The organism is Microbulbifer harenosus (assembly GCF_005771435.1).
Lineage (GTDB): Bacteria > Pseudomonadota > Gammaproteobacteria > Pseudomonadales > Cellvibrionaceae > Microbulbifer > Microbulbifer harenosus.
This window is the reverse complement of the sequence record NZ_VANI01000002.1, coordinates 25,621-47,001: the sequence shown is the minus strand read 5'-3', so window position 1 is coordinate 47,001 and position 21,381 is coordinate 25,621. Positions and strand designations below refer to the sequence as shown.

The window sequence follows — 21,381 nt, the reverse complement described above, 5'->3', positions numbered from 1 at the left end:
CACAAGGGAAATCATGAACAGGACCGAAAACCACGAAATCGGAATTTGTGTAGTCTCGGACAAATTGCTATTGCGCGAAGATCTGGACCAGGTGATGACGTTTCTGCACGCCATCCAAGATCCAGGTGAAACGGCTGGCGTCTCATCGGCAGGCGAAGTCGCGGAAGTGCACACACGGTACGCCGTGAACGCGAATACCGGTTACAGCAGCTGCAGTCAGGAGGAATTATTCTCCGCGACCAGCCGCCAGGCCCGACAGTTTTTCTCGCATACCGGCAGAAAAACCCGCTTCGCGTTTTCCCTGCGGCAATACACCAGCCTGGACGATGCCGTGGGCGCGCTTGCCGCCAACCCGGCGACATTCGATATTTTCTTTGTGGATACCGAATGCGTACCCTTCCCCCATACCAATCGCGACGACGCGCCGGATCCCTTCACCGTCCTCAGTCGTCACTGCCGCATCAGCCGCCTGTCACCCCACTCGAAAAACCTGCTGATTCCCATGCGCGAACTGGATGATGCTCTGGGCTATGTGGACGGCAGCATCAAGCTGCGGGTTCATCGGAATATGCCGGAAACGGACCGCGCCGGCCTGCTCAAACTGCTGTTGGACCATCTCGATTTCTGCTATCTGAACAAGATACTGGCGCGCGCTCTGAAAGCCGCTGACGATCCCGTGGCACTCGCCGCCGGCATCTACGGTTTTATGCAGAGTAACTGGCCGGCGCACTGGGATTTTCACTATTACACCGGCTCCATGGTGGCCAACTTCATCCGCTCCATGCACCGCCTCAGCGAAGACGACGCCGTTGCGCAGGCACCCCGCTGCCTGACGGGCAACAATGAACACAGCCTCGCGGCAGGCGCACTGGCGGGATGGCAGCTATACCAAAGGGCCTACGTCATCACCGTGACTTCGGGCATGATCGATGAGTTTCGCGGCACCCTTTCCAATCTCCAGCGAGCCCGTGCACCGGGATTGATCATCTGCGCCGACAGCCCCGAACACTCCTGGTACGCTTTTCAAAGCACGCTTGATCCCGAGACCGATGGACGCCAGGTGATCGCGGCGCGCGGTATTCCCCATTTCTATATCCACGAACGCCAAGACATCGCCACGCAACTGGGACGCGCCCTGGCCCGGCTGCGGGACGAACCGGGGCCGGTATTCATTTTCGCTACGCCCGGTGTACTCGAGAGCAGGGAACAGGTGGCTCTGGAAATACCCGCTCCGCGTATCGCCGCTATAGCGGATGCGAACAGCGATTCGCGACGGAACGCACTGATCGATGCGGCGATGGAAATCATCAACCGCTCGCGCGCCCGCCTGCTGTGGTACTGCGGCCCACTCTCCGCCGCACAGCGAACGCGCGTTTACCAGATCGCCGAGCGCGCGGGGATCGGCCTGGCAGATGCGCTAACTCACCCGGGATCAGTCTCTGCCTACGAAGACGGCACCCCCAATCCGAACTATCTGGGTGCCTGCGGCGTCTACGCCTTCAGTCGCAGGCTCTATCACTTTCTGCATCAGAACGGAAAGCTGCACGACGTCGAATCCCAGTGTCTCTTTTTCCTGAAAAGCAAAATTGATCAGGCAGCCACGCCATTTTCCGACAGCAAACTGGCGCGCAACCTGCGGATTGTGCAGGTCAATAAAAACACTGCGCATCTTTCGCCGTTCACGGATATCGCGTTACCGCTTCCCCTCAACGAATTTCTCGATGCGGTGCTGGAGCGGTTGGACGTGGACCCACAGGTGCTGACACTCCGTCGAGCGGCGCTACGCGAGGTACAGCAAATGGAAGAAGGGGTGCCCGTGGACTACCTCGACACCCTGCCAATGTCTGCCAGCTATTTCACCATGCACATGGGAAAACTGGTTCACCGCCTGATACAAGAGGAAAACTATCGCTACACCGGGGTATATGACGTGGGGCGCGGCGGCCTTTCCGCACTGCGCAATATTCCGCGCACGGATCCCGGGTTTTCCGGCTGGTACGGGCGCGCGCTAATGGGCGATGCACTGTCAGCGCTGCCCTACATCGCCCGCACCAGCCGGCACCATGTACTTGCGTTTATCGGCGACGGTGCCCGCGCCCTGGTCCCTGACATGCACCACCGGCTGGCGGAGGCGCTGGCTAACAATCCGCAACGCGACCACATCAGCGTGAACCTCTTTTATCTGTGCAATGGTGTTCTGTCGATGATTCGAACCTATCTGGACGCGCGCAGTTCGAGCAAAGACGGCAGCCAGGTAGTGGTACCAACGCGACTGAACACCGTTGATGTGGCACATCACGCCGGCAATGTGCCGGTTTACTGCCATCGCCTCAATATCTATGACGGACGTCGGTTGCACACCATGCTCACACAGCGCGGCGCGGTGAACATCGCCGAAGTGCTGATCGCACACGATTCAGATGGAGACGGCCTCAGCCTGCTGTCGGAATCCGCCTGGCACCGAGCCGAGTGCGGATAAAACGGCCCACAACAGATACACAACCGGGAAGCATCATGAAATTCGGATTTATCGCACACCCCACTTCGGTGGGCCTCAAACGCCACGCCAAATTGATCGACCTGACCGAGCGCAGCTTTCGCGAACAGGACCGGGGTTTTTCTCCGGAGCTGTGGCAGTGGCGCAACCTTGTGCCCTTTTTCGCACTGGATGAAGTGGTGAGCAGCACCGGCGCCCGCTGCAGCGGCATCGTTGACTACATGCCACTGACCGCCGAGGAAATGCTGGCCGACCCCCGCACCGTGGCGCGGCGCGTGGAGGCTGGAATTGAAGACCTGAAAGCGCGCGGGGCAGAGATTGTCGGTCTCGGCGGTTTTACCGGCATTGTCGGCAACCGCGGCATACATACTGCGGAAAAGGTCAAGATTCCTGTGACCACCGGCAATTCACTAACCGCCTATGCCGCTTACCAAAACCTGTTGCAGGCCATGGAAAAACTCGACGTTTCCCCGGTGGATACGGAAGTTGCGGTGGTTGGTTATCCGGGTTCCATCGCTCTGGCAATTGCCCTGCTCCTTCTCGAACAGGGTTGCCGCCTGACGCTGGTACACCGGGGAGGAGATGAAAAACGCGAGCAACTTCTCGGCTATATCCCGCAGGCGTTTCACTCCGCCATCCGGCTGAGCAATCGCATGGAAGACTGCTACGAAAACCTCCGCTTCTACGTCGCCGCCACTTCCACCGGCGGTGTAATCGACCCGGCCAGGCTGCGCCCCGGGAGTGTGGTGGTGGATGCTGCCCTGCCGCGGGATGTGATGCCGGCACACACTGTCCGCAGCGACATTCTGCTGATCGACGGTGGCCTGATATCGGCGGGGCCGGAAGTCAGTTTTGGTGACGCGGCCGGCAACTTCGCCCCGAAAATGTTCATGAACGGCTGCCTGGCGGAAACCCTGATTCTGTCGCTGGAGGGCCGCCGCGACAGTTATTCCCTGGGCCGGGTTTTGCCTCTGGAAAAAGTTCTGGAAATCGGAGAGCTGGCACAGAGGCACGGATTTACCACCCATCCCATGGCCAGCGCTGGCGAGCGTATCGGCGACGAACACTACCGCGACCTGCAGCCACACCACCGCAGCAGTAGCCAAGGTGCCACGGCGTCGAGCCATGGGGAGCAGCGCGAGGCAAGTCTGGCGCGCTTCCGCCGCCACATCAATCCACTACTTGCGGACTTCTATCAGTTCAACCACTGCGAGCGCGTCTTTCAATCAGGCAGTGGCTGCACACTGACAGATCTGGACGGTACCCGCTACCTGGATTTTGTCGCCGGCTACGGCTGCCTGAACACCGGCCACAATCACCCCAAAATCACCGCGGCAATCCGGGAATACCTGGCGGCGGAACACCCGACGTTTGTGCAGTATGTTTCCGTTCCCTACCACACCGCTCTGCTGGCCGAGCGCTTGAGCCAACTGGCTCCCGGCGACCTGTCGCGGGTGTTTTTCAGCAACTCGGGCACCGAGGCCGTGGAGGCCGCCATCAAACTCGCATTGGCGGCTACCGACAGCGGACGCCTGCTTTACTGCGAGAACGGCTACCACGGCAAGACGCTCGGCGCGCTCTCGGTAACCGGACGCCAGCGGCACCGCAACGCTTTCGAGCCACTGCTGCCCCAGTGCAGCGAAATTCCGTTTGGTTGTCTCGAGTCTCTGGAGGCCGAACTGCGCAAGGGCGATGTGCGGGCACTGGTGATCGAACCCATTCAGGGGGAAGGCGGCGCTATCGTCCCGGCAGACGGTTATCTGGGTGAGGTGCGCAGGCTGTGCACACACTACGGCGCCCTGCTGATTCTCGACGAAGTGCAAACGGGCCTGGGACGCACCGGCAAACTGTTCTGCTGCGAATGGGAAAACGTTGTACCGGATATTCTGGTGCTGTCGAAATCCCTGTCCGGCGGCGCGATACCCATCGGCGCAACGCTGTGTTCGCCAACACTCTGGGACACGGCCTACGGAAGCATCGACCGCTGTATTCTGCACACCTCCACATTTGGTGGCGGCAACCTGGCAGCGGCAACGGCACTGGCAACACTGGATGTTATCGAGGAGGAAAACCTGGCGGAAAACGCGCGGCTTGTCGGAGCCCGACTGCTCGACGCGCTGCGTGAAATCGCCGCCCAGTACCCCTTCATACGCGCGGTGCGCGGGCGCGGGCTGATGCTGGCCATCGAATTCTGCCAGTCTTTCGAGGGCAGTATCGAATCCACGGTACAGGAACTCGCCCACCGCCTTCCGTGGAATCCCCGCAGCAGCTATCGCATGCTACCGGACAGTGCCAAGCGTCATCTGGACAAGGCCATTGCGGAACTGGAATCCAGTATGCAGGACATGTTTGTACTGCGCTTCGTCAGCAAGTTGTCCCAAGAGCACGGCATCCTCACCTTCCTGACCGCAAACAGTAACCGCATTATGCGTATCCAGCCGCCGTTGGTGCTGACCGAAGCGGAGGCCTCCCAGTTCATTCTCGCTTTCGACAGTGTCTGTAGGGACATGTCGACGTTTCTGGATTAATTGAACGGAGCAAATCTCAATGAATCCAATCAGCCAATCGCAGCAGGAACTGGTCGAGCGGGCACGTCTGTTTGTCGATACAGAACTCCTGCCACTGGAAGCAGACCTTGAAACGGCGCGCGGGTTATCGCTTGGTGTCTCAAACACCATTGTGGAAAAAGCCCGCGCCGCAGGCTTGTTTGCCGGCAATATCAGCAAACAGTTTGGCGGCCAGGGGTTTTCCACGGTGGAAAATATATTGCTGCAGGAGCAACTGGGAGCCACCAAGGAAATTCTCGCCCGCCGCGCGGGAGGAAACGTTTACGAGTGCCTGGCGTCGGGGAGCGGGGAACAGATTGAACGCTACCTGCTTCCCAGCGCACGCGGTGAGCGTTTCTGCGGCCTCGCGGTATCGGAACCGGAAGCGGGCTCTGATGCCGCTGCCATCCGCACCCGCGCCGAGAAAACCACGAATGGCTGGCGCCTCTCCGGCATCAAACATTTCACCAGTGATGCGGAATTCTGCGATTTCTTTATCGTTGCGGCGGTCACAGAGCCCGGCCTGGGGGCCCGCGGTATTTCCCTGTTTCTCGTCGACAGGGATCTACCCGGGTTCGAGCTGGGAAAAACGTTTCAAATGATGGGATTCCGCGGGACCAGCCACCGGGAGTTACTGTTTCACGATATCAAACTACCCCATGGAGCCCTGCTCGGAGAACTGAACAACGGTTTCAGGATGCTCGGCGATACACTGGGAAAAGCGCGTCTGGCCAAGGTCGGCGCGCGCGCGGTGGGCAAGTGCCAGCGGCTGTTGCACCTGATGAAACAACATGCGACAAACCGCCGGCAGTTCGGCAAAACCATCGGAGAGTTTGGCCCGGTGCGACAGATGATCGCCGACAGCGCCATCGAAATCGCCGCGGCGCGCGCGTTGTTGATGCAGACAGCCGCAAACATAGATGCCGCTGCGGGTGCAACAGACCGGGCAATCCGCGCGGATATCTCCGCGGTGAAGGTGTTTACTACGGAAACCCTGGGACGGGTCGCCGATCGCGCACTGCAGATATTCGGCGGCAGCGGCTGCCATGAGGACAGCCTGGTGGAGAGTTTCTACCGGGATGCGCGTCTGTATCGCATCATTGACGGCACCTCCGAAATCCACCGCGATATTGTGGCGCAGAGCGTTTACAAGTCAGATCTGCCCTGCCCCGTCGCATTCCAGTAGAGTGTCCGCCTTCTCGGGCTGGGAGCCCCAGAAGGCCAGCAGCACCATGACCAGTGCCAGCACTATTCCCAACACGAACGGCGCCGACACAGAAAACTGGTGCAGCGCTGCGCCGCTCACCGGCCCCAGCGCCAAGCCCAACCCCTTGCTCACGCCGTTGACACCGGCAATGCGCCCCTGGGCATTCGCGCCCACCGCCAGGCTCAAGAGGGCGAGATTACCCGGGAACACCAATCCCATCGCGCCCCCCACCAATACCATACTCATCAGCAACTGACCGTAACCGGTGCTGAGTGTGGCTAACGTCAGTGCCAGTACCAACAGGCCGCAACCCCATCGCAGCACGCGCGCCGCTGGCCAGTCGACGAAGCGCAGGAACCCAAGTTGCACAATCACCATCACCGCCATGGTCAACATCATCGCGATTCCGGTTGCGCGCAGCGCTTCGGCGCTGCTATAGCCGAACTGATCCTGCAGGCGCAACCCGATCACCTGTTGCAACATGCCGTATATCAGCAGTGCGCAAAATGTCAGCAACAGCATGGGCCACAGTGTTGCGTAGGGCAGCGCGCCCCGCTCCGCTATGCGACCCGGCACGGGTTGTCGGATTTCCGGCAGACGGCGACACAGCCCCCACCATACCAGCAGCAACAGTGCTCCCAGCCCCAGCAGCCCCTGTACGGCCACCCACTGGCCGAGTATCGCTGCCGCAGCCCCTCCGAGAATGGTTCCGGCCCCGAACGCCGCCCCCATCAGGCCCATTCCACGTGTCCGCGCTGCGCGCCCGGTGGCATCCGCGACGTAGGCCTGGGAAGCCGGCATCACCCCGCCAACACCAACCGCTTGCAGAAGGCGCAAGCCGAACAGCAGACAAAAGGTGAGCGGCAGCGTGAGCAGCAGGCTCTGGCGCAGAAATACCACACCGGCAACCGCCAACAGGAAAATCCCGCTCGCGAGAATGCCGGCCGCCACCACCGCGCGCCGCCCTGCCCGTTCGCTGTAGCGCCCCCAGGAGGGTGCGGCGAGCATCATGACAACGGCGGAAACGGTGAGGATCACCCCGGTCTGCACGTCGGCCAGGCCCAGTTGGCGGCCGATAATCGGCATCGCAATGACAAATACACTGTGGGCGACACCATTGGCCACCAGGATGGCGAGCAACAGGCCCAGACCGACATTGCGCGCCGGGCGCTCAACGGGTTCCGTATTCACAATAGACTTCCTGCAATTTGTGGCTGCTGCGGAATTCCACCGGTGTGCAGCCATAACACTGTTTGAACGACTGGGAAAAATGGCTGGCACTGCTGAAACCGCACTGAAAGGCGATATCCGTGATGCTGCGATGACCGTCTTTCAACGCTGCGCGCGCGCGTGCGAGACGATAATCCCGTAGCCAGCTGAACACGGTTTTGCCAAACGCGCGCTTGAAGGCGCGATTCAGGCGGGTGTGACTCATCCCCAAAACCCGGGACAGCTCCTCCAGCGATGGAGTGGCCGCGAGGTCCCTGGTGAGCAGGCGGATGGCCTGCTCCAGATGCGGATCGCCATCGATGCCCGGAGCCACACGGGCTTCGTCCACCGTATCTGTCAGCGGTCGCAGCCAGCGCGCCAGCACATCCAGGGCGCGGGCTTCCGCCCGCAGGCAGTCCAGTGAGGAGGTAAAGCCATTGTTCAGCAGATCGGATATCCATGAGTCGTTGGACTCCTGATAGCCCAGCCGCACAATCCACGGGCGGTCGCCGCGAAGCACGGCTCGCGTCTGTTGCGGGAACACGAAGCCGATTCGACGGGTGGCATACTTGATCACCACCATTTCATTCAGATCGTGCGCCGGCGTGTAACGGTACAAAGCCTCGCCTCCGGTATTGACCATCCAGACGTCGCCGGGCCTGACCACGTGGGAGAGATCGTCCTCGGAAAAACCAATGGCGCTGCGCCCCCGGAAGCCAAAAACCAGCAGGGTTGTGTCCATCGGGTAACACACGCGCGACAGGAAGGGACTGACAAAGGTGCAGAGACTGCGCGTAAGCGAGATATCCTCACAGATACGGCAGGTGATAAATTCCGTCGCCCCCTTTTCCGGCGGCAGCGACACCCGGTGCCACTTTCCCTGTTCACTCCCCCTTTCCATCAGATAGTGATCTGCAACACTGAACGGTCTGCAGTTAGCGGGCTCGAGACCTGACAAATCCATTTTCTTGATCCTTAGCCTTAATGATAACAATTATCATTAGCAATGATTGTACACTACGAGACTCTATTATCAAGGTAAATCTGACCTCCACATGACGGTGGCATTCTTCTCATCCCATTTTTGCTGACGCCTCCCCATCCCCACGCTTGCGCGCGAATCGCCATCCGCACACCGCCGGTTGCAAAGCCGCCCCCGCGCATTAAAATCCCGCCTTCTCTTTATTTATTGCCTCTGACTTTCCATCTGGACCCACCGTTTTCTATGAATATTCGCCAGCAGCTCAACGACATTTTCCAGACCGCCATGACCGCCGCGGGTATTCCCGCCGACTGCAGCCCGGCGGTGGCACCGGCCAAGAAAGCGGGCTTCGGCGACTACCAGGCCAATGGCGCCATGGCGGCGGCCAAGAAAGTGGGCAGCAATCCCCGCGAGCTGGCGGCGAAAATCATCGACAACCTGGGCGAGCAGCCCATGATCGAGAAGGTTGAAATCGCCGGCCCCGGCTTTATCAACATCCACCTGAGCGACACCTGGCTGGCAGAAACGCTCGCCGCCGCCCGCGCCGACGAACGTCTGAACATCGCCTCCGCTGCAGAGCCCCTGACCGCGGTGCTGGACTACTCCCACCCCAACCTCGCCAAAGAAATGCATGTGGGCCACCTGCGCACCACCATCATCGGTGACGCGCTCGCCCGCCTGCTGGAATTCCAGGGCCACACGGTGATCCGCCAGAACCACATGGGCGACTGGGGCACTCAGTTCGGTATGCTGCTCGCGCACCTCGCCGACCAGATGGAAAACCAGGACGCGGAAGTGGCACTCGCCGATCTGGAAGTTTTCTACCGCGAAGCCAAGGTCCGCTTCGACGAAGAGGAAGGCTTTGCCGACCGCGCCCGCGAATACGTGGTGAAACTGCAGGGAGGCGACGTCGACTGCCTGAAGTTGTGGCAGCGCTTTATCGACATTTCCATCAGCCACGCCGAAGAGATTTACGACAAGCTGAAGGTCACCCTGAAGCGCTCGGACGTGTACGCCGAAAGCCAGTACAACGACGACCTGCCGGTACTGGTGAAAGATCTCATCGACCGCGGTATCGCCGTAGAAGACCAGGGCGCCATCGTCGCCTTCCTGCCGGAAATGGCGGACAAGGAAGGCAACCCCAGCGTGGTGATCATTCAGAAGAAAGGCGGCGGCTATCTCTATGCCACCACCGACCTGGCCGCGATTCGCTACCGCGCCAATGTGCTGAAAGCCGACCGCATCCTGTACGTGGTGGACGCGCGACAATCCCTGCATCTGCAGCAGGCGTTTACTGTGGCGCGCAAGGCCGGTTACATCGCCGACGAGCAGACCCTGGAGCACTGCGCCTTCGGCACCATGATGGGCGACGACGGCAAACCCTTCAAAACCCGCACCGGCGGCACCGTGAAACTGGCGGCGCTACTGGACGAAGCGGTGGAGCGCGCCACCGCGCTGGTAGCGGCAAAGAACCCGGACCTGAGTGCAGAGCAGCAGGCAGAGATCGGCCGCGTGGTGGGCATTGGCGCCGTGAAGTACGCGGACCTCAGCAAAACCCGCACCAATGATTACGTGTTCAATTGGGATTCCATGCTGGCGTTCGAGGGCAATACCGCCCCCTACCTGCAGTACGCCTATACCCGCGTGCGCAGCATCTTCCGCCGCGCCGGCGTGGAGCCATCTGCGCTGACCGGGGAGATCAAACTCGGCACCGATGCCGAGCGCGCGCTCGCGATCAAACTGAACCAGTTTGGCGAAGTACTGGATCAAGTCGCCAAAGACACTTTCCCGCACGTGCTGTGCACCTACCTGTACGAACTGGCCAGTGCCTACATGGGCTTTTATGAGGCCTGCCCGGTATTGAAAGAAGGCGTGAGCGAGGAAGATAAGCAGAGCCGCCTGCAGCTGTGCGACCTGGTGGCGCGCACGCTGGCGACCGGCCTGGACCTGCTGGGGATCGAAGTATTGGAGCAGATGTAAGGAATTTCCGGGTAACGTCCTTCCGGCGACTCGAATGAGCCGGAGTGACAGAGGGAGTTTATCGGCTCAGGCGCTCTCCCGGGAAAGCGCCTGCTGCAGGAACTGCTGGGCCTTGGCGAGATCCGCGTCGTGGATCAGCCACAGCTCGGAGTGCCAATCGATATTGCCAAAGCTTTGCTGCGGTTCCTGCGACGTCTCTATGCGGGTTTTCTGGGTGAGCACCGAGTAACCGGCAGACTCCATCAGATTGCGCAGGTAGCTGCCGAGCAGCTGGTCGTTGGTGGTGAAAATCTTGCTCGCCATGACAGTGCGACTGGTTGGCCCTTCAAGTCTCTTAGCGCCGGGCTTTTGGCCCCGCTTAATATGCTGCTTTTAACAGCCCGCTAAATTAAACATAGACCAGTGCAGGAAAAGGCGCCGGAAATAAGGGTGGAAAAGGGTGCAGGGTTGCCGGGCGGCCAACTTACCCGCGCGGTTTTGACACCACCAGTTCCAGCGGCGGGATGACATCACTGGAATCAGGCACCGACAGCCCCGGCAGGCTGGGGGAGTACAACTGATACTTGTTTTTTCCGTGACGTTTGGCGTGGTACATCGCCATGTCTGCCTTCTGCAGAATGGACTCCAGCGTGTCGTCTCTGTTTTCCACCGCCACCACACCCACGCTCATGGTGACGGCGACCAGGTTGCCGTTGATTTTTACCGGCTGCGCCACCGTATTGAGCAGTTTCTCCGCTAGAACCCGGTGGGCGTCAGGCTCGCGAATCGCACGTACGAACACACAGAATTCATCGCCGCCCAAGCGCGCGACGATATCGCCGCAGCGCATCACGCTGAGCAGACGTCGCGCAATCACGCTCAGCAGCTCATCACCGCCCTGATGGCCCAGGGTATCATTCACCTGTTTGAAATCGTCCAGGTCGATAAAAAACAGATAGCCGCGTTCATTCAGAAAGTCCGGTTGATGGCGCGCCAGCTCCAGATGAAACTCCAGCTGCTCCATCAGACTGAAACGGTTATTGAGCCCGGTGAGACTGTCGTGCATGGCGATCTGCTCCAGCTGCGCCGTCTTGCGGGTGACCATCTCGTTCATGTCTTCCAACTGGTCGCACACCGTGAGCCCGGTATCGTCCAGCACATCCAGCTCATCGTACCTGCCCGGCGATTTGCGCACCGGCCGGATCAGCTGGCGCGCGTCGTTGAAGCGGCCATTTGTAAGCAGTGGCAGCGCCTCAGCCAACCGTCGCAAGCGCTCGATCGGGCGCCACAAAGTACCCGCTACCGCGGCGCAGAAAATCAACACGCCGAGCACAGAAAACAGCAGCAGTAACTTAAGCGATTCGTCGATGTGCACCATCTGCGAGGAGATGTCCTCGATAAACACAAACTGCGCACCATTGGGGTCCACATCCACACTCATGGTGCGGATATCAAACTGACGCTGCTCCAGCGCATACACCCGTTGCAAACCGTTCAGGCTACTCACTTCGGCTGCCGCCCGGTTCAGCACGGGCAGTATCCGCTCGCGCGACGTGAGCGAGAGCACCTCGCGTTGCAAGCCGGCCAGGTACCGGCCACCCGCGTGCGGTGACGGCTGCTGGTGCACCGCCGACAATATGCCGATGTCGGTACCGGTCATTTCCCGGAAACGCCGCAATTGCTCCGTCAGCGGCCGCTCCAGCTGTAGCAGGTAGTCACCATCGCGGGCACGCATGGGCACCACCAGTGCCTGTACACAGGTCGGCGCACACCGCACCTGCTCCAGGGGTTGTGCTCCCCGCAGTACCCGCTGCACCTGCTCCGCGTTCAGGCGGTAGTGGGATGCCCCCCAACCCAACGGCGGCCTGTCGCCGGCGTCGTAAATGGTCACGGCGTGGAGATCCCAGCTCTGCTGCAGGATCGGCCACTGGCGCTCAAGGCTTTGGCGCAGCTCCTCGCGCGAGGAAATCCGTCCGCGCTCGCTGAGCGCAATCAGCTCCGCCAGGCGCGCAAGCTCCTGGCGGGATTCCTGCAAGAGTCCGGATATCTGGAACTGGAAATTGAGATAGCGATGCTCGCGGCTTTTCGCCAGCAGGGACTGAAGGTTGCCATTGCCGAGCAGAATAAAGAACAGGCACATGGCCACCACCAGCAGAAGCGAAAACACGCTCGCCTTAAATCGCAAAGTGTTGAGGCTGGTCAATCGCACCACGGTGGAACCCCCGAATCCTTGGGATTGATGCTGCAAGCCCGGCGACTATCGGCCACCGAGTGCAAGCAAGACGGCACACGTCCGCCACTTTTTTTATCCAGTCAGTATGGTTCAGTTCCCCCCACTTTGCCGGTACACGCCACAACTGGCAGAACAAAATAACGCCACATACACAAAGACAGGATATATGTCACAAAAGCGCCCCGGATCCAGCACATATTTAACCTGATTGAGCACGAATTGCCCGGAATCACCGCGATTGCTAAGATGCGCGCCGTCCGGCCCCCGGATAATCGGGGACACGGTTCTGTCCGTCCTTTATTGAAACGGGCCGTTGCTTTCGGCTCACTTTGCTATTTTTACCGGTACCTTCCACGTCAGGAATCGCCGGAACTCCGGCACCCGCGCGCCGGCAGCACATAGTGTTTACAGGAATCCACCCACCATGACCCAGCCTTCCCTCAAGCAGTTGGAACAGCACGATGCCTTTATCCGCCGCCACATCGGCCCGGATGCCGCGCAGACCCAGGCCATGCTCGACACTCTGGGTGTCGCCAGCCTGGAAGAACTGATTGAAAAGACCGTCCCGGCCTCTATCCGCAAGTCCGACGACCTGGACCTGGCAGACGCCGTGGACGAGCAGGAAGCGCTGGCGGAGCTGAAAGACCTGGCGCGCCGCAACAAGATCTTCCGCACCTTTATCGGTATGGGTTACCACGACACCATCACCCCCAACGTGATCCTGCGCAACGTGCTGGAAAATCCGGGCTGGTACACCGCCTACACCCCCTACCAGCCGGAAATCGCCCAGGGCCGCCTCGAGGGCCTGTTGAACTTCCAGCAGATGATCATGGACCTCACCGGTATGGAACTGGCCAACGCCTCCATGCTGGACGAAGGCACCGCCGCGGCGGAAGCGATGGCCATGTGCAAGCGCCAGGTCAAGCGCAACAAATCCAATACCTTCTTCGTCGACGAAGACTGTCACCCGCAGACCATTGCGGTGGTGAAGACCCGCGCCGGCCATTTCGGCTTTGACGTGGTAGTGGGCAACCCCGACACCGACCTGACCGACGACATCTTCGGCGCCCTGTTCCAGTACCCGGGCTCCACCGGCAAGGTGCGCGACCTCACCGACCTGATCGCCAAAGTCCACGCCGCCGACGCACTGGTGACAGTGGCCGCGGACCTGATGAGCCTGGTGGCGTTGAAAGCCCCCGGTGAGATGGGCGCAGACGTGGTGGTCGGCTGTAACCAGCGCTTCGGTATTCCCATGGGCTACGGCGGCCCGCACGCCGGTTTCTTCGCCTTCCGCGAAGCCTACAAGCGCTCCGCCCCCGGCCGCATCATCGGCGTGTCCGTAGACAGCAAAGGCAAGCGCGCCCTGCGTATGGCCATGCAGACCCGCGAGCAGCACATCCGCCGCGAAAAGGCCAACTCCAATATCTGTACCTCCCAGGTGCTGCTGGCGGTAATGAGCGCGTTCTACGCGATTTACCACGGCCCGCAGGGTCTGAAGACCATCGCCGCGCGCATCCAGCGCCTGACCGACATTCTCGCTGCCGGCCTGCAGCAGTCCGGTTTCGAACTCACCCACGACAGCTGGTTCGATACCCTGACCGTGAACGTCGGCGACAAGCAGTCCGCGATTTTTGACCGCGCCATCGCCGCCGAGATCAACCTGCGCAAAGTGGGCAGCGACGCACTGGGCGTGAGCCTGAACGAAACCACCAAGCTCAAGGACGTCTCCGAGCTGTTGGCGGTGTTCATTGGCGGCGACCACAACCTGGACCTGGGCAAACTCGACAGCGAACTGGCCGCCAAGGGCGTTGCCGGTGTGCCGTCTGCCCTGCAGCGCAGCAGCGACTTCCTGACCCACCCGGTGTTCAACACGCATCACTCCGAGACCGAGATGCTGCGCTACCTGAAAACCCTGGAATCCAAGGACATCGCGCTGAACCACAGCATGATCCCGCTCGGCTCCTGCACCATGAAGCTGAACGCCACCGCGGAAATGATCCCGGTGACCTGGCCGGAATTCGGCAAGCTGCACCCGTTCGTCCCCGCCAACCAGGCCGAGGGCTACCGCGAGATGTTCACCCAGCTGGAAACCATGCTGGCGGAATGTACCGGTTACGACGCCGTAAGCCTGCAACCGAACGCCGGCTCCCAGGGCGAGTACGCCGGTCTCGTGGCGATCAAGAAATACCTGGAATCCAAGGGTGAAGGCCAGCGCGATATCTGCCTGATCCCGGCCTCTGCCCACGGCACCAACCCGGCCTCCGCGATGATGGTCAACTTCAAGGTGGTGGTGGTTGCCTGCGACAACAAAGGCAACGTCGACATCGCCGACCTGAAGGCGAAGATCGAAGAGCACGGCGACCGCATCGCCGCGCTGATGGTCACCTACCCGTCCACCCACGGCGTGTTCGAGGAAGGCATTCGCGAGATCTGCGATCTGATCCATGCCGCCGGCGGCCAGGTCTACATTGATGGCGCCAATATGAACGCACTGATCGGCGTTGCGGCACCGGGCAAATTCGGCGGCGACGTATCCCACCTGAACCTGCACAAGACCTTCTGTATCCCCCACGGCGGCGGCGGCCCCGGCATGGGCCCGATCGCGGTGGGCGAACACCTGAAGCCCTTCCTGGCCGGCCACCCGGTAACCGAAGTTCCGGGCAACGATCCGAAGAACGGCACCATCTCCGCCGCGCCCTGGGGCTCCGCGAGCATCCTCCCGATCAGCTGGATGTACGTGCGCATGATGGGCAAGACCGGCATGAAGCTGGCTACCCAGACCGCGATCCTGAACGCCAACTACGTGGCGAAGAAACTGAGCGAGCACTACCCGCTGCTGTACAAGGGCAGCAATGGCTTTGTTGCCCACGAGTGTCTGATCGACCTGCGCCCGCTAAAGGAAGTGAGCGGCATCACCGAGGAAGATATTGCCAAGCGCCTGATGGACTTCGGTTTCCACGCGCCCACCATGTCCTTCCCGGTGGCCGGCACCCTGATGATCGAGCCCACCGAGTCCGAGGCCCAGGAAGAGCTGGACCGCTTTGTACAGGCCATGGCCATCATCCGCCAGGAAGCCGACGACGTGGCGAGCGGCAAGTACACCGCGGAAGACAACCCGCTGCACAATGCCCCGCACACCCAGGACGACATCATGGCGGACGAGTGGAACCACGCCTACAGCCGCGAAGTGGCCGGCCGCCCGGCCGCCTGGCTGAAGCACCACAAGGTGTGGCCGGCATCCAACCGTATCGACAACGTGTACGGTGACCGCAACCTGATCTGCTCCTGCCCGCCGGTGGATAGCTACATGGACTGACGTTTCGTCGCTAGAAACAAAAAAGCCGGAGCACCCCTCCGGCTTTTTTGTTGGTGCGCATCCGGTCCAGCCCCTCAGGAAGGCTCGACCACCTCGCCACCGGCAGCGCGCCAAGCACCCATGGACCCCAGGAACACGTCGACATTGTGGAATCCCGCGCGCAGCAGCACCGACGCGGCGATGGTCGCACGGGCGCCGCTGGCACACATCACCGTGTAGTTGCGGTCTTTCGCCAGTCTGTCGAGCTGCTCCGGCAGCTTGCCGACATAGATGGTTTCCGCCCCTTTGATAATGCCCTCGCTTATTTCCCCCCGATCGCGCACGTCCAGCAGAACCCAGTTTTCTCTCTTATTGCCGATCCGTGTTTTCACCTCCTGCGCATCGATCACCGGTACAGAACGGAAGGGCCTGCCCGCCGCGGCCCAGCCGGGCATCGCCGTGTTCAGGTAGCCCAACAGGTGGTCATAACCAATGCGCGTGAGATTGCGCGCCGCCGCCTCGGCCTGGGTGGCGCTGTCGGCAATCAGTATTAGCTCCTCGTGCTCATCCAGATACCAGCCCGCAAACGCCGCAATCATGCCCACCGGCAGCGCCAGGCTACCCGGGACATGGGCGCCGAGAAATGCAGAAATCCCGCGTACGTCCACCAGCACCGCGCGGCCCGCCACGCCATCGAACGACGGTATGTCCAGCACCCGCGGCGTCAGCAGCGGCGAAGCCGGTGCCGCCCCCACCAGATTGATGCGCTCCATAACGTGGAAATACGGGGGTTGGTTGTGGTGCTCCTCCAGCTTCGCCTGTATGAAGGCTTCGCGCCGGTCGAACTGCAGCATGGGATTATTGTGGCGCTCGTAACCGATGGTGGAAAAATCCCGGTCGGCCATCTTGTTGCCACACACTGACCCCGCACCGTGCGCCGGGTAGAGGTTGGTCTGATCACCGAGCGCGACGATCTTTTGCAGGCTGTCGTACAGCTTGCCGGCAACCTCTTCGGCGCGCTCAGGGTAGAAATCCGTGCGCCCCACGTCGCCCACAAACAGCGCATCGCCGGTGAACACCCCCACCGCCCCGTCGCCATAACCGCCGTCGTAGATCGCAAACGACAGGCTGTCGTCGGTGTGCCCCGGGGTTTCCAGTACCTTCAGGCACAGATTTCCAATGGCGAACTGGTCGCCTTCGCAAACAATATCCGCATACACCACAGTCCCCGCGGCATTGGGGCCATGGTGGACCGATGCACCGGTCATGGTCGCCAGGATCGGCGCGCCGGAGACCAGATCTTCGTTGCGGTGGGTTTCAAAGATGTGCGTGATACGGCAGCCGCGCTCTCGCGCCATCTGTGCATAGACCTCACAGTCGCGACGTGGATCAATCACCGCCGCTTCACTGCCATCACCAATCAGGTAGGAGAGCTGGGCCAGCCCCTCTGTCTTGATGCGCTCGACGAACATTAATCTGCTCTCCCAGTCTGCCGGTCCTATAAACCATAGCAGTAGACAGAGTGACTCCATGTTCGTTGTCTACAAGCAGCCGCAGAAATGCGTCGCCGCAAAAGAAAACGCCAGTCAGTTGTCTTAACCGACTGGCATTAAGGAAATTCCAGAGCCTATTTGTAGCGCTCAGATCGCGAGCTGTTCGCGCTGCTTACGGCGATGGCTACTGATCGCCAGTGTCAGCAACAGCAGGCTGGACATTACCATGAAGATACTGAGCCCCAGGTATTCGCCCTGCATCACGCCCATGAATCCAACATTCTGCACCGCATCCGTGTGCTGATATTTTGCCGCCGCCATACCGGTGTAGTGCATGCCGCAAACCGCCACGCCCATAAGTAGAGAACTGCCGAACATCTGCCACTTGCCTCGCATATGGAAAGCCATCCACAGCGCCGCGCAAGAGGCGACTACACCTATCACCACGGAAATAATCAGAATGTTGAGGTTGTAGCTGACTTCCATCGGCATGATCATGGCCGCCATGCCCATATAATGCATACCGGCTACGCCGCACCCCATAAATACTCCGGCGGGCAACAGTTTTTCAAAGGTGAACAGACCGATGCCGGCGATTGCCAGGCCAACCGAACACGCCGCCATTGCGATCATCGCCGACAGAATCGTAAGGAAGGTGTCATAAGCTACTGGCATCCCCATGTCGAAGGCGAGCATGGCAATAAAATGCATCGACCAGATGGCGCCACCGCCCATCGCGATTCCGGCCTTGAGAATGGCATTTCTTTTTTCGTCTCCGTCGCGGGCGAGAGGAATGGCTACCGCCATCTGTAAGGCGGTAAATGACCCCAGAACCGATACCACAAAAGACAGAACCACCAGCACAGGATTGTATTCAGCAATCATAAACGTTCCTCGTTATTTATATTTATCCTTTGGTTTTCTGTGCGGACTCAAGACGACCCGCGTCAGGAACCTAATCCACTACCTCGAACACACACTCCTTTTGCCCTTCACTGCGGCATTCAATTTCCCGCACAACCACGCGGCCGCTGCCGCCAGAGTCCTGCAACAGCCCCTGCAGAAAGCCGCAAAAAAACTCACCATTCCGACACCGGCTACCCGGCATGCAAAACGGGTTGTTTTTTACATGAATGGCGTAGTCATGGGCCTCTGTCGGCAACAGGGTTTTCATCGCCGGCAGTGCGATATGGCGCATTGCGCTTTTGAGATCCAACTGCCCGCCCAAAGCGTAATCTCGCTTGTACACCCAAGCGCCGACGCGAATTCCTATAAACTTGAGACTCACACCCCACTGATCCTCGGCAATCTGATCCCGCAGATCCAGCAACTGAGGAAAAATCCTGGGATAGCTTCTCGCCAGCGAGGGAAGAGCCGCTTCTATGATGTCGGTCGCGGGAACAGCGACGGTGTTTCTCTTACCGTTTCCAGTGGAAGTGATTTTCGGAGATGGCGGCGTGGAGCCCGCCTTGCGATAAGCCTGCGTGTTTCCGGGTGTGGTATGTGATAGTGCGCCTGTCGGTCGCGCAGCCGGGGTATGTGCAGAAGCGGTTGGTAAATGATTGGCCTCGAATCCGGTCACCAGGGGGTGGGAGCTGAGCTGATCTTCCAGTTCCAACAGCCGCCCCTGCTCGCCTTTCAAATTCAGCCACAGCTCAATGCCGTTGGGAGTGGGAAGCATGCGCTGGCGCAGCAGGGTAAATCCACAGCCGATCACCACGGTACCCATTGCCCTCAGCAGTCCATCCTTCCGGTCTGAATAAACCGTAACTTCCACTTCCATACTGGTTCCCTGTTCTTAATTCTTTTTCGCCAGACAAAGCAATTGATCCGATGCCGATGTCCACCGTTTGAAAACGGAAAAATCGGCACCTGCAAGCTAGTTTGAATCCAGCCCCTTTGGTTTGAGTAAACTAGTTGGGCAAATTATTTGGGAATATTGCGGAACCGCTCTCGGAATCCTTTTTGGCGTTATTTCCGCTCCCCTCAGTTTTTAGTCCTGAACTGATCATTCGTCAAATTAGTCGATTTTCACGCCGGTCGTTAGACCCAAAGCGCCATAGCGTAGATATGAACAAATAACCTCACATGACTTTCAAGCATAAAAAAAAACGTCATTTTTGTGCGAATAACAACCACACAGTTCGCAAAACAAGCAACTTTGATGCTCAGAGAAAAACACGTCATTAGCAAAATTTCTTTTGAAATTTCACACTTAAAGATTTAATCATCCGCAAAAGCTCTTAAATTTCGATATGAAAAACTCAACCAGAGTGAAATGAAAAAATACGCCAATGGCCTTGATAGGTAAAACCTATGGTAGGAAAAAGTGAAGAAGCGACAATCCAAAAGGGCGTCACAAAAAGATCAGTATTGAGATGCCAGAAAATGACTAAAAAGAAGCCGGTGGCAGCAGCGAAAAATTACACAAGCGTGTAAATCAATAATCGCAGTACAACACCGGCTTTTTTGGGGAGGGGAATGAAGGTCGGAGCAGTGGGAGAAAACCGACCGTTTGAACTACTACATCCAAATCGCTTGCAGATCAGAAACCAGGATCAGTTCACCCTTTGTTCCGCGCCGTCTCTGCACTCACCGCGAATTTCCCCACCGTGCTGGGAAACCACGCGATCAATTACAAAATACCCGTCTCGGCAAAAGCGGGTCTCCTTCAGTTTCAAATCCAGCGCGTAATTGATATCCATACGCTGCCCCCGCGACGCTCTGCGCATACCATCGGTGCGCGTCATGCCGCCACGCATGTTCGGATTTTCGGTATAGGGGCCGCGGAGTTCTGGCACCGCCATTTCCAGCGCATAAGTAAAGCGCTTGGAACCGTTGGCGGAAATTTCAGTATGGAAGGATTCCTTCAGGCCCGGGTTGGGCGCGGTGGGTTCACTGGCGCAAGCCGTTAAAACACAGGCGACTGAAAACAGAACGAAATTTCTACCAAACATAGTTTCCCCAACCAGCAAATTGATCCCATGGTCGTCATCCCGCCCCGGATCAAGCCCGGCATGACGTTCCTGCGCGGGAATGACGGTGAAGTTATTTGAATACCACAGTGCGGTTGCCGTGAATGAACACGCGCTCTTCCAGCACCAGCTGCAGCGCCCGGCTCAGCACCTGCTTTTCCACATCGCGCCCGGCGGCAGCCATGCTTTCCGCGGAGTAGCCGTGATCGACGTGGATCACATCCTGCTCAATGATTGGACCTTCGTCGAGATCATCGGTAACAAAATGCGCAGTGGCACCGATGATTTTTACCCCGCGCTCAAACGCCTGCTGATAGGGCTTGGCCCCGATAAACGCCGGCAGGAAAGAGTGATGGATATTAATGATGCGCCTGCGGTAGCGGGCCACGAATTCCGGGGTCAGCACGCGCATGTATTTGGCGAGGACCAGATAATCCGGCTGGTAGGCGTCTACCTGCTGCATCACCTGCTCTTCGTGCTGCGCGCGGGTAAGTCCTTCCGCCGGTAGCCAGTGGAAGGGAATATCGAACTTTTCCACCAGGGATTGCAGGTTTCGGTGGTTGCCGATAACCGCGGCAATCTCCACATCCAGCGCACCGGAGTAGCACTTCATCAGGATGTCGCCGAGACAGTGAGCTTCTTTGGTCACCATCAACACGAGCCGCTTGCGGCCGCTCGCCACCAGCCTGCGCTCGGCGCCCTCCGGCAGCGTCATATCCAGGTCTTCCAGCAGGGTGGCATCGTTGAAGATGCCTTCCAGCGCGGTGCGCATGAAGAAGCGCCCCTGCTCCCGATCTACGAACTCGTCGTTCTTGATAATGTTGAGCTGGTGTTTGTAACAGATGTTGGTGATCCGGGCGATCAGCCCTTTGGCATCCGGGCAATCTGTTAGCAGTATCTTCTTTTCCATGGGTAAAAATCAGACTTAATGTTCAGAGGGCTGACTATACACTATGTGCGTGATTCTACCCGTCACGCAGACCGA

General features: G+C 59.3%; 14 protein-coding genes. 5 read left to right on the top strand and 9 right to left on the bottom strand.

Annotated elements, in window-relative coordinates:
* Positions 1-13 precede the first annotated feature (13 nt).
* The 3 genes from FDY93_RS01345 to FDY93_RS01335 are packed head-to-tail and all read left to right on the top strand — an operon-like array spanning position 14 to position 6,229.
* Positions 14-2,479: a decarboxylase gene (locus FDY93_RS01345; RefSeq protein WP_138233957.1), complete on the top strand. Its 2,466-nt coding sequence runs from the start codon at positions 14-16 to the stop codon at positions 2,477-2,479.
* A gap of 35 nt (positions 2,480-2,514) precedes the next feature.
* The gene (gene pigE, locus FDY93_RS01340) at positions 2,515-5,025 is read left to right on the top strand and encodes a prodigiosin MAP biosynthesis aminotransferase PigE (RefSeq protein ID WP_138233956.1); all 2,511 of its coding nucleotides are present in this window, start codon (positions 2,515-2,517) and stop codon (positions 5,023-5,025) included.
* 19 nt (positions 5,026-5,044) lie between these two features.
* Entirely contained in the window at positions 5,045-6,229 is a 1,185-nt protein-coding gene (locus FDY93_RS01335) for an acyl-CoA dehydrogenase family protein (RefSeq protein ID WP_138233955.1), read from the top strand.
* On the opposite strand, the gene FDY93_RS01330 is transcribed toward FDY93_RS01335, so the two are convergent.
* Positions 6,197-7,441 carry an MFS transporter gene (locus FDY93_RS01330; RefSeq protein ID WP_171018857.1) on the bottom strand — a complete coding sequence of 415 codons (1,245 nt, stop codon included), beginning with the start codon at positions 7,439-7,441 and terminating at the stop codon, positions 6,197-6,199. The genes FDY93_RS01335 and FDY93_RS01330 overlap by 33 nt on opposite strands.
* Positions 7,422-8,423: a helix-turn-helix domain-containing protein gene (locus FDY93_RS01325; RefSeq protein ID WP_138233953.1), complete on the bottom strand. Its 1,002-nt coding sequence runs from the start codon at positions 8,421-8,423 to the stop codon at positions 7,422-7,424. Before FDY93_RS01325 ends, FDY93_RS01330 begins: the two co-directional genes overlap by 20 nt.
* A 261-nt stretch (positions 8,424-8,684) precedes the next feature.
* On the opposite strand from FDY93_RS01325, the gene argS reads away from it, so the two are divergent.
* Positions 8,685-10,421, top strand: a complete 1,737-nt coding sequence (argS, locus tag FDY93_RS01320; RefSeq protein WP_138233952.1) for an arginine--tRNA ligase — start codon at positions 8,685-8,687, stop codon at positions 10,419-10,421.
* 66 nt (positions 10,422-10,487) lie between these two features.
* Here the strand turns inward: argS and FDY93_RS01315 are convergent, their stop codons facing one another.
* Both FDY93_RS01315 and FDY93_RS01310 read right to left on the bottom strand, forming a co-directional pair.
* Positions 10,488-10,724, bottom strand: coding sequence for a DUF2007 domain-containing protein (locus tag FDY93_RS01315; protein ID WP_138233951.1), 237 nt, complete (start codon positions 10,722-10,724; stop codon positions 10,488-10,490).
* 160 nt (positions 10,725-10,884) lie between these two features.
* Positions 10,885-12,612 (bottom strand): diguanylate cyclase domain-containing protein, encoded by a 1,728-nt coding sequence (locus FDY93_RS01310; RefSeq protein ID WP_220446074.1) that lies wholly within the window; start codon positions 12,610-12,612, stop codon positions 10,885-10,887.
* Between the two features lie 445 nt (positions 12,613-13,057).
* Here FDY93_RS01310 and gcvP point away from each other — a divergent pair, with 445 nt between their 5' ends.
* Complete coding sequence (gene gcvP / locus FDY93_RS01305) at positions 13,058-15,949, top strand: aminomethyl-transferring glycine dehydrogenase (protein WP_138233949.1); 2,892 nt, start codon at positions 13,058-13,060, stop codon at positions 15,947-15,949.
* Positions 15,950-16,023: 74 nt separating this feature from the next.
* Here gcvP and FDY93_RS01300 read toward each other — a convergent pair whose 3' ends face one another.
* From FDY93_RS01300 to purU, 5 genes are all read right to left on the bottom strand, one after another.
* Entirely contained in the window at positions 16,024-17,400 is a 1,377-nt protein-coding gene (locus FDY93_RS01300) for an MBL fold metallo-hydrolase (RefSeq protein ID WP_138233948.1), read from the bottom strand.
* A gap of 168 nt (positions 17,401-17,568) precedes the next feature.
* Positions 17,569-18,306, bottom strand: coding sequence for an MHYT domain-containing protein (locus FDY93_RS01295; RefSeq protein ID WP_138233947.1), 738 nt, complete (start codon positions 18,304-18,306; stop codon positions 17,569-17,571).
* A gap of 70 nt (positions 18,307-18,376) precedes the next feature.
* Positions 18,377-19,204 carry a 4-vinyl reductase gene (locus FDY93_RS01290; protein WP_138233946.1) on the bottom strand — a complete coding sequence of 276 codons (828 nt, stop codon included), beginning with the start codon at positions 19,202-19,204 and terminating at the stop codon, positions 18,377-18,379.
* Positions 19,205-19,979: 775 nt separating this feature from the next.
* Positions 19,980-20,378: a hypothetical protein gene (locus FDY93_RS01285; protein WP_138233945.1), complete on the bottom strand. Its 399-nt coding sequence runs from the start codon at positions 20,376-20,378 to the stop codon at positions 19,980-19,982.
* Between the two features lie 91 nt (positions 20,379-20,469).
* Positions 20,470-21,306, bottom strand: a complete 837-nt coding sequence (purU, locus tag FDY93_RS01280; protein WP_138233944.1) for a formyltetrahydrofolate deformylase — start codon at positions 21,304-21,306, stop codon at positions 20,470-20,472.
* Between the last annotated feature and the right edge of the window lie 75 nt (positions 21,307-21,381).

Excerpts from the sequence above, each read along its gene's own strand:
- FDY93_RS01345 (WP_138233957.1), top strand. The coding sequence starts at position 14 with ATGAACAGGACCGAAAACCACGAAATCGGAATTTGTGTAGTCTCGGAC.
- pigE (WP_138233956.1), top strand. The coding sequence starts at position 2,515 with ATGAAATTCGGATTTATCGCACACCCCACTTCGGTGGGCCTCAAACGC.
- FDY93_RS01335 (WP_138233955.1), top strand. The coding sequence starts at position 5,045 with ATGAATCCAATCAGCCAATCGCAGCAGGAACTGGTCGAGCGGGCACGT.
- FDY93_RS01325 (WP_138233953.1), bottom strand. The coding sequence starts at position 8,423 with ATGGATTTGTCAGGTCTCGAGCCCGCTAACTGCAGACCGTTCAGTGTT.
- argS (WP_138233952.1), top strand. The coding sequence starts at position 8,685 with ATGAATATTCGCCAGCAGCTCAACGACATTTTCCAGACCGCCATGACC.
- FDY93_RS01315 (WP_138233951.1), bottom strand. The coding sequence starts at position 10,724 with ATGGCGAGCAAGATTTTCACCACCAACGACCAGCTGCTCGGCAGCTAC.
- gcvP (WP_138233949.1), top strand. The coding sequence starts at position 13,058 with ATGACCCAGCCTTCCCTCAAGCAGTTGGAACAGCACGATGCCTTTATC.
- FDY93_RS01300 (WP_138233948.1), bottom strand. The coding sequence starts at position 17,400 with ATGTTCGTCGAGCGCATCAAGACAGAGGGGCTGGCCCAGCTCTCCTAC.
- FDY93_RS01295 (WP_138233947.1), bottom strand. The coding sequence starts at position 18,306 with ATGATTGCTGAATACAATCCTGTGCTGGTGGTTCTGTCTTTTGTGGTA.
- FDY93_RS01290 (WP_138233946.1), bottom strand. The coding sequence starts at position 19,204 with ATGGAAGTGGAAGTTACGGTTTATTCAGACCGGAAGGATGGACTGCTG.
- FDY93_RS01285 (WP_138233945.1), bottom strand. The coding sequence starts at position 20,378 with ATGTTTGGTAGAAATTTCGTTCTGTTTTCAGTCGCCTGTGTTTTAACG.
- purU (WP_138233944.1), bottom strand. The coding sequence starts at position 21,306 with ATGGAAAAGAAGATACTGCTAACAGATTGCCCGGATGCCAAAGGGCTG.